This is a genomic window from Umezawaea sp. (assembly GCF_057122925.1).
In genome coordinates this window covers 117,915-126,495 of the sequence record NZ_DBNGPQ010000176.1, presented here as the reverse complement: position 1 = coordinate 126,495, position 8,581 = coordinate 117,915, and the positions used below count along the sequence as shown (strand labels likewise).

At 69.8% G+C, this 8,581-nt stretch carries 9 protein-coding genes; 7 read left to right on the top strand and 2 right to left on the bottom strand.

The window, feature by feature from the left end; all coding sequences use genetic code 11:
• Positions 1 to 4: 4 nt before the first annotated feature.
• Positions 5 to 1,825 carry a DEAD/DEAH box helicase gene (locus AC156L_RS39495; RefSeq protein WP_484407766.1) on the bottom strand — a complete coding sequence of 607 codons (1,821 nt, stop codon included), beginning with the start codon at positions 1,823 to 1,825 and terminating at the stop codon, positions 5 to 7.
• Positions 1,826 to 1,891: 66 nt separating this feature from the next.
• On the bottom strand, positions 1,892 to 2,254 hold the full coding sequence (locus tag AC156L_RS39490) for a DUF2203 domain-containing protein (RefSeq protein WP_330873797.1): 363 nt from the start codon (positions 2,252 to 2,254) through the stop codon (positions 1,892 to 1,894).
• Positions 2,255 to 2,955: 701 nt separating this feature from the next.
• Here AC156L_RS39490 and AC156L_RS39485 point away from each other — a divergent pair.
• From AC156L_RS39485 to AC156L_RS39455, 7 genes are all read left to right on the top strand, one after another.
• Entirely contained in the window at positions 2,956 to 3,339 is a 384-nt protein-coding gene (locus tag AC156L_RS39485; RefSeq protein ID WP_330873796.1) for a histone-like nucleoid-structuring protein Lsr2, read from the top strand.
• Positions 3,340 to 3,720: 381 nt separating this feature from the next.
• The gene (locus AC156L_RS39480) at positions 3,721 to 4,479 is read left to right on the top strand and encodes an AfsR/SARP family transcriptional regulator (protein ID WP_330873795.1); all 759 of its coding nucleotides are present in this window, start codon (positions 3,721 to 3,723) and stop codon (positions 4,477 to 4,479) included.
• Positions 4,480 to 4,523: 44 nt separating this feature from the next.
• Positions 4,524 to 5,306: an AfsR/SARP family transcriptional regulator gene (locus AC156L_RS39475; protein WP_330873794.1), complete on the top strand. Its 783-nt coding sequence runs from the start codon at positions 4,524 to 4,526 to the stop codon at positions 5,304 to 5,306.
• A 75-nt stretch (positions 5,307 to 5,381) separates the two neighbouring features.
• Positions 5,382 to 5,654 carry an acyl carrier protein gene (locus AC156L_RS39470; protein WP_330873793.1) on the top strand — a complete coding sequence of 91 codons (273 nt, stop codon included), beginning with the start codon at positions 5,382 to 5,384 and terminating at the stop codon, positions 5,652 to 5,654.
• 25 nt (positions 5,655 to 5,679) lie between these two features.
• Entirely contained in the window at positions 5,680 to 6,912 is a 1,233-nt protein-coding gene (locus tag AC156L_RS39465) for a beta-ketoacyl-[acyl-carrier-protein] synthase family protein (protein WP_330873792.1), read from the top strand.
• Entirely contained in the window at positions 6,912 to 7,616 is a 705-nt protein-coding gene (locus tag AC156L_RS39460; RefSeq protein WP_330873791.1) for an alpha/beta fold hydrolase, read from the top strand. Before AC156L_RS39465 ends, AC156L_RS39460 begins: the two co-directional genes overlap by 1 nt.
• Before the next feature lies 1 nt (position 7,617).
• Complete coding sequence (locus tag AC156L_RS39455) at positions 7,618 to 8,577, top strand: thioesterase family protein (protein ID WP_330873790.1); 960 nt, start codon at positions 7,618 to 7,620, stop codon at positions 8,575 to 8,577.
• Positions 8,578 to 8,581: the final 4 nt, after the last annotated feature.

Here is an 8,581-nt window from a genome sequence, read left to right as displayed (position 1 = left end):
ACGGTCAAGGGCCGCACGGTGTCCGTGCGCCGGGCGCGCGACCCGCAGGGCTGATCGTCCCGCCGCTCGGGGGGGTGCGTCGTCCGCACCCCCGCGAGCGGCGGGACGAGCAGCCCTGCTGGTCGCGCTCCAGGCGCACGGACACCTTGCGGCCCTTGACCGTCGCCCCGCGCAGGGCCACGATCACCGACTGCGCGGCCGACTCCGGCACCTCCACCAGCGAGAACCGGTCGGCGATCTCGATCGCGCCGATGTCGCGGCCCTTCAGCTTCGCCTCGCCCGCGATGGCGCCGACGAGGTCCTGCGGCCGGATGCCCGCGCTGCGGCCCGCGCCGAAGAACAACCGGGTCATGCCCGCCGTGGGCGTGCGCGGCCTGCGCTCGCGCCGGTTGCCCGGCTCGGCCGACCCGCGACCCGGCCGGTCGCGGTCGATGCGCGCCGAGACGTCCGGGATCTCCTCCTCCTCGTCCGCCGCCGCGCCGGAGGCCTCGTGGGCCAGCTTCACGGCCGCGAGCGCGATCTCCATGAGGTCGAAGTCGTCCGTGAGGGTCTCGACGACCACGCGGAAGCCTTCGAGGTCGTCCTCCAGCAGCGACTCGTGCAGGGCGGCGCGCGTCAGCTCCAGGCGCCGGGCCCGCAGGTCGGCGACCGTCGGGACCTTCTCGACCGGGATCTTCTGCTTGGTGACCCGCTCGATGGTCTTGAGCATGCCGTGCTCGCGCGGCTCGACCAGAGTGATCGCGACGCCCTCGCGGCCCGCGCGCCCGACGCGGCCGATGCGGTGCACGTACGACTCGGGGGCGGACGGGACGTTGTAGTTCACGACGTGCGTGAGCTGCTCGATGTCCAACCCGCGCGCGGCCACGTCCGTGGCGACGAGCAGGTCGGCGGTGCCGTTGCGCAGCCTGCCCATCACCCGGTCGCGCTGCTCCTGGCTGATGCCGCCGTGCAGCGACTCCGCCCGGTAGCCGCGGCCGTTGAGGGTCTCGGTGAGCTGGTCGACCTCGTCGCGCGTGCGGCAGAAGACGATCGCGGCCGTGGGGGCCTCGACGTCGAGCACGCGGCCGAGAGCGGCCGGCTTGTGGGCGCGCGGCACGATGTAGGCGCTCTGCCGGACGCGGGGGGCCTCGCCGGGCGCGGTCTGCTCGCGCCCGATCGTGATCCGCACCGGGTTCTTCAGGTGCTGGCGGGCCAGCTTGTCGATGCGCGGCGGCATCGTCGCGGAGAACAGCACGGTCTGCCGCTCGCCGGGGGTCTCCTGGAGGATCGACTCGATGTCCTCGGCGAAGCCCATGTCGAGCATCTCGTCGGCCTCGTCCAGGACGACGATCTGGAGGCTGTCCAGCTTCAGCGTGCCGCGACCGATGTGGTCGATGGCCCGGCCGGGCGTGGCGACGACGACGTCGACACCCCGCTCCAGCGCCTGGAGCTGGCGGCCGATGGGCTGGCCGCCGTAGATCGGCAGCACCCGTGCGCCCAGGTCGCGGCCGTACTTGTGGACGGCCTCGCACACCTGCACCGCGAGTTCGCGGGTGGGCACGAGCACCAGCGCCAGCGGGGCCGTCGTGCGGCGGCCCGCCTCGGCGAGCTTCTGGAGCACCGGCAGCGCGAACGCGGCGGTCTTGCCCGTGCCCGTCGCGGCCTGGCCCAGCAGGTCCTCGCCCTGGAGCAGCGGCGGGATCGCCTCGCGCTGGATGGGGGTCGGCTCTTCGTAGCCGAGGGTCGTCAACGCCTTGAGGAGTTCGGGACGCAGCGCCAGGTCGGCGAACGTCGTCGTCTTGTCCTCGGTCGCGTCGGCGGCCACGTCGGTCACTTCGGGGGTCATGCGCAAGCTCCTCGTTCCAGGTCCGATCAACTGTGGCGGACCGGCCGAGTTCTGCTCGGCGGGAGTTCAGGCCAACCGGCGCCTACCTGCGAAACCGAGGTCGAGACGGTGGTACCAACTCAGCTCGGTGTCGCCTTCCAACCAGCACAGCAGCACCGGCGCGCCGTCAAGGTCCGAGGGGAAGTCTACGAGGAGAGGTGCGAAGCCCTTCAGCTCGGCCCCGGTCTGCTGCACCGAGGTGAGCAGATCGTCCAGCTCAGCCTGGGCGGCCTTCCACTCCGGCAGGCCTCCCAGACCGGACGGTTCGCCGCCCGGTGACACCGCCGCCGCCAGCTCCGCGGCGTCCGCGCGGAGGGCCACGACGCGGTCGAGGACGGGGAGGAGGTCCCGCAGGACGGCCCGCGCTTCGGACACGGTGAACAGGCTCATGCGAGCAGTGTGGCGCGCGGCGGGGGTGAGGATGGCGCGGACCCCGGTGCCTGCCCGCACGCCCTGGGGGTCACGCGCGGTGGGCGGGGGTCCGCGCCATCGCTCGGGAATCGAGCGCCGGTCCGCCCGGCCTCGTGAAAGAATTTCAGTTGTCGCCGCGTCCCCGTATGACGTCGAGGCGTCGATACACCCAATCGGGGGTTAACGGTTGTGCGGTGCGCTGACTAATTGACCGTTGACGCTCCCCGGCGCGACGGTGGCGAACACCGGGAGTGACCGCCGCCCCCGACCGCTCCCGAGTGGGGGGAAGGCTTCGGCTGTCGTCGGCATTTCGAGCACACCTCGGTTTCCGTTCCTTTCGACGAGATCGGCGGACGATGTGTCCGTTGTGTCGGATATCGGATTTCCGAAGCGATATCCCGATCGTCGCCTTCCGGTCGCGGCCGGTGGCGTGTCCGACTTCGGACGTCGTGCCCGCCACGCCGTCCCGCGTCCCGGCGTTGAATGCTCCGGATGATCGCTATAGCGCTTCTATACTTTGATTCCCACTCGGAAGATGTGTTCTCCACCGATCGATCTCCCGCTACGGTTCATTCCGAACAACTTCCCGACCCCCGTTTCCGGCACCAGGGTCCGCGACCGCCTCCCGCGTCCTGGCGCCGTCCGGCGGGCGGCGGCGGTAGTGGGGATCGAGGCGGATCGTGGTTCGGAAGGTCGTGGGAGAACCCGGCGGCAGCAGCGGTGATGGGTTCACGGCTGTCAGGTTCGGGCTGGACGGCGTCGAGTTCGTGATCGACCTGGCCCCCGCCGACGCCGCGCGGCTCCGGGAATTCCTCGGGAGGTATGCGGTGTGCGCCCGTTCGGTCCTGCGGGAAGCCGAACCCGTCGATCCGACCGTCCATCCCAGTCCCGTGCGCAGCCGTGACGTGGAGGAACTCCGGGCCGTGCGGTCGTGGGCCCGCGGGCGCGGGTTCAGCGTCTCGGATCGCGGACGACTGCCTGAGGCGGTGCTCAGCGCCTATGACGAGGCCCATCCGACCGCCCGCAAGGGGCCTGCCACGCCTCGTCCAAAAATATGGAACTGACTAGTAACATAATTGGCGCATACGTCTCAATTGGTCATCCGTGCTGGTCGCGGGCGTTCGGTGAACCGCTGACCGACTGCCGTTGCAGCACCTCGGTTCTCGCGACGGGCCCAACGCCCTGCTCCGTTCGGCCGCATACCGCCCGCGCGACCGCGGTGCGAGTCAAATGATATTTCCCCCCATCGTGTCGGCGTAGGCAACATGTGAACGCTTTGACAGGGCTATTCCAGACTGCCGTCTCGTGTGGTGTTTCGTGGGGCGGCAGCCTTGATTCCGCGTCCTACCACTCTCCACGCGGTCATGAAAGGCCTGTCAGAGGGAAAGATTTGTTGAACGGCGAAGTACACCTTCGCGCCGCCGAGGGACTTGGGGGTCCTGGCCATGCAGATTCAGATTCTGGGTGCCGTCGCGCTAGCACACGGAGACCGACGCATCGGAGTCGCTGCCCGGCAGGTACGTACTCTTCTCGCCTTGCTCGCACTCTCTCCCGGAACGCCGGTGCCATTCGACCGGTTGGTGGAGGAGTTGTGGGCCGGAAAAGTAATGGGCAACGCAAGGAACGCACTTCAGGCGAATGTCGTGCGTTTGCGAAAACTGTTGGAAGGCCTGGCCGACCGGCCTGGTGACGAATTGGTGCGCACGCTGGGCAGCGGTTACGTCCTCGACGTGGACGCCGATTCCATCGACGCCTACCGCTTCCGCGACCTCGCGGACCTCGGGTCCAGCTGCGTGACCCGCAGGCCGGCCGAGGCCATCGACCTGCTGGAGCGCGCGCTGCGGCTCTGGCGCGGCCCGGCCCTCTTCGACGTCGGCGACGGCCTGCGCTTCCGGATCGAGGCCGCGCGGCTCGACGAGCGCCGCCTCAGCGCCCGCGAGGACCTGATCGCGGCCAAGCTCGCCAACGGCGAGGACCGCGGCGTCGTCTCCGAGCTGAAGCAGCTCGCCGCCGAGTACCCCGAGCGCGAGCGCTTCAGCGAGCAGCTCATGGTCGCCCTCTACCGCAACGGTCGGCAGACCGAGGCGCTCGACGTGTTCCACCACACCCGCAGGCGGCTCGCCGCCGAACTCGGCCTCGAACCCGGCCACGCGCTGCGCGAGCTCTACCAGGCGATCCTCGTCCACGACCAGGTCCTGCTGTGACCGCGGACGTCCGTTCGTCGTCGGTGTTCGCTCCGCGGAGAGGTGTGAGTTCGTTGCTGGAGTTCCGGGTCCTGGGGCCGGTCGAGGTGCTGCACGACGGGAAGGAGGTGCCCCTGGACGGCTCGAAGCCGCGCACGGTGCTCGCCGCGCTGCTGCTCGCCGACAACGGGTCGGTGTCCGACGTGGACATGAGCGACCTCCTGTGGGGCCACCACCCGCCCGCCACGTTCAACGCGCAGATCTACACGTACGTGTCCCGACTGCGCAAAACCCTGCTCCACGAGGTCGGGATAACCCGGCGTTCGCGGGGCTACGACATTCGTCTCGCCAATTGCCGGTTCGATCTCTGGGAATTCGAGGAACAGGCGCGACTGGGTCAGGCCGCATTGGCCGACGGGCGGTTCGAGGAATCCGCCGGATTGCTGCGTTCGGCATTGTCCTCGTGGCGCGGGCCCGCGTTGTCCGGCGTGTCCGAACACCTCACCGACGCCGAGGGGCCCCGGCTGGAGGAGGCCCGCATCGCGGCGCTGGAGAGCCGCATCGAGGCCGACCTCGCGCTCGGCAGGCACGCCCAGCTCCTGCCGGAGCTGACCCGGCTGGTGCGCGTGCACCCGTTGCAGGAACGCTTCCGCGCCCAGCTCATGACCACTTTCTACCGCTGCAACAGGCAGGCGGACGCCCTCGTGCTCTACGAGGAGGGCAGGCGCATGCTCGCCGACGAGCTGGGCATCGACCCCGGCTCGCTGCTGCGCCAGGTGCACCTCGCCATCCTCACGGCCGATCCCGTGCTGCAGATTCCGCACGCGCTGCGCGTCGGAGTGGGCTGACCTGGCATATAGGGCGCATATAGCCATCGCGCTCAGTCTTTGAACGTTGGAAAATCTGCGTTCGTGGAGGATGAAATGACTGCTTCTCAGTCTGCTGTGTCGATCGGCGAAACCCAGAAGTCGCAGATCAAGGAAATCGTCTCGGAGATTCTGGAGATCGACCCCGCCGAGATGACGGACACGAGCCTGTTCAAGGAGGACCACGACGCCGACAGCCTCGGCGCCATCGAGATCCTCTCCGCCCTGGAGCGCACGTTCAGCGTCGAGATCGACCAGGCGGAGCTGACCCGCATGGTCAACCTCGAAGGCGTCATCGCCGTCGTGGCCGAAGCCGCAGCCGCCAAGTAGCCCTTCGGCCCGGAGGAGCAAGACGATGCACGACGAGCGCCAGTCACCCCGCCGAGTGGTGATCACCGGTCTGGGTGTGGTCACGAGCATCGGCATCGGCGTCACCGAGTTCCTGGCGGGTCTGCGGGCCGGTCGCAGCGGCGTCAAGCCCATCACGTCGTTCGACACCACCGGGTTCGCCCACGCCAACGGAGCCGAGATCGACGAGTTCGACCCGGCCGAGTGGCTGGAGCGGGCGGACGCGGCGGAACTGGGCCGGGCGAGCCAGTTCTCCGCGGCCGCCGCCCGGATGGCCGTCGCCGACGCCGGCCTGTCGCTGGACGAGGTGCGCGCCCGCCGGGCGCTGGTGTCGGTCGGCACCACCGACGCCGAGTCGCGCGACCTGGACAACCTGATCGGCGTCCAGGTCGAGCACGGCCCCGAGGGGCTCGACCCGGTCATCGCCCGGCGCTCCACGGCGGGCAGGCTCTCGTCCAGCATCGTCCGCGAGCTGGGCCTGACCGACGTCGAGGCCGTGACGATCCCGACGGCCTGCGCGGCGGGCAACTACGCCATCGGCTACGGGTTCGACGCCATCCGCGACGGCGACGTGGACGTGTCGCTGTGCGGTGGCGCGGACGCCGTGTGCCGCAAGACGTTCACCGGGTTCTACCGGCTCGGCACCATCGCCCCCGAGGTGTGCCAGCCGTTCGAACGCGACCGCAAGGGCATCCTCACCGGTGAGGGCGCGGGCATCCTCGTCATGGAGAGCCTGGACTCCGCGCTCGCGCGCGGCGCCCGGATCTACGCCGAGGTGCTGGGCTACGGCCTCAACTGCGACGCGAACCACCCGGTCGCGCCGGACCGCGACAGCCTGGCGCGGTGCATCGAGCTGGCGCACCGCAACGCGGGGGTGAAGCCGGAGGACATCGACTTCATCTCGGCGCACGGCACCGGCACGAAGGCCAACGACGTCACCGAGTCCGGAGCGATCCGGCAGGTGTTCGAGACCCCTCCGCCCACGATCTCGATCAAGGGCATGCTCGGGCACACCATGGGCGCGGCCAGCGCCCTCGCCTCGGCGGCGTGCGCGCTGGCGATCAAGGAGGGGTTCATCCCCCCGACGATCAACCACACCGAGACCGACCCCGAGTGCGGCGTGGACTGCGTGCCGAACACCGCCCGCGAGGCGGACCTCGACGTGGTGCAGAACAACGCGCTCGCGTTCGCGGGCAACAACGCGGTCCTGATCCTCGGCCGGTACCGGGACGCCGTCTGATGGTCCGGGTCCTGCTGCTGCACGGGCTCGCCGGGAAGCCCGCCGTGTGGGACCCGCTGGTCGAGATGCTCCCCGAGGGCGTCGAGATCACCAACACCGAGCAGCCGTGGCACGGGCTGTCCGACGGCACGTGGGCCCACCACCCCGACCCGGTGCGGCTCGTCGTGGACGCGGTCCGCCCCGAGCACGACGTGGTGGTGGCCCACTCCTTCGGCGCCACCCTGCTGGCCGAGGCGTACGCGACCGGACGCGTGCCCGCACGGCCGTCGGTGCTGCTCTGCCCGTTCCACCGGTCGTCGGCCGCCGAGTTCGACTGGCCGACGATCACCTACTACCTGAACGACTTCCACCGCACGTTCGAAGAGGCCATGCGGGTCGGCGAGACCGCCCGCTTCCCGGAGAAGCACCGCGCCTGGCTCGCCCGCGCGCTGCGCGACCAGGTCGGCCCCTACGGCTGGATGCGGTGGTTCGAGACCTACCTGCGGTCGCCGTTCCTCGACTTCGCCGAAGTGGGGGCGCCGCAGCTCGTGCTGTCCGGCGTGCACGACATCGCCGCCCGCCCCGAGGACGGGCGCGCACTGGTGAAGTCGCTGCCGCACGGCCGGTTCGAGCTGCTCGACGACTGCGGTCACTTCCCGATGCTGGAACAGCCCGCCAGGGTCGCGGCGCTGATCCGCGATTTCCTCGACGACGCCTGGAGTTGACGTGAGCCCCACCGTTACCGACAAGACCACGACCACGCAGATCCGGCCCCGCTACGAGGGCTCGAACATCTGCACCTGGATCGGCTTCAAGCACGTCAACTACATGGTCGAGGAAGCCGTGCTGGACCACCTGCGCCAGCGCGGGTTCCCGGCGGGCGCGCTCTACGAGCGCTACGGCCTGTGCACGGACATCACCGACCTGGACACCAAGATCCTCACGGCGTTCCACATCGACGACCTGGCCACCGCCACGGTGAAGGAGGTCGAGCACGACGGCCCCGAGCTGCGGCTGGCCGTCGAGTTCACCGTCGACCGCGGCAAGCCCGTGCGCGCGGTGAAGTCGAAGGTGTCCGTGTCGCTGCGCCTGGACCCGCACGGCTTCGACGCCGAGGACGCGCCCGCCGAGCTGGCGCCGCACGTCGTGGACGCGATCTCCGCGCCCAGCGAGCAGGTCGTCCCGATCACCGTCGGCGACGCCGACCCGCTCGACCTGCTCACCGCGGGCCGCAACGCGTTCGGCTGGGCCTGGCGGATGCCGTACTTCTACTGCCACTTCACCGAGCGCGTGCAGATGTCGGGCTACCTGCGCCAGATGGAGGAGATCCTCGACCTGTTCGTCGAGGACCGCGGCGTCTCCATCAAGACCCTGCTCGACGAGCAGAACTGGATCCCGGTCGTGCCGCACTCGCGGATCACGTTCCTGGCCGAGGCGAAGATGGAGGAGACCCTCTACACCGTCTTCACCGTCGAGAACGTCTTCAAGCGCTACACCTTCACCGCCCGCATGGACTGCTACGTCCTGCGCGACGGCGTGCTCGTGCCGACCGCCACCGGCAAGATCACCCACGGCTGGGCCGTGATCGAGAACCGCAAGGACTGGAGCCTCGTCAACTTCGACGACCGCCTCACCGACGCCCTCACCGGCAAGGCGGGCGTGATCTCCGGCCGCGGAACGGTCTGATCCC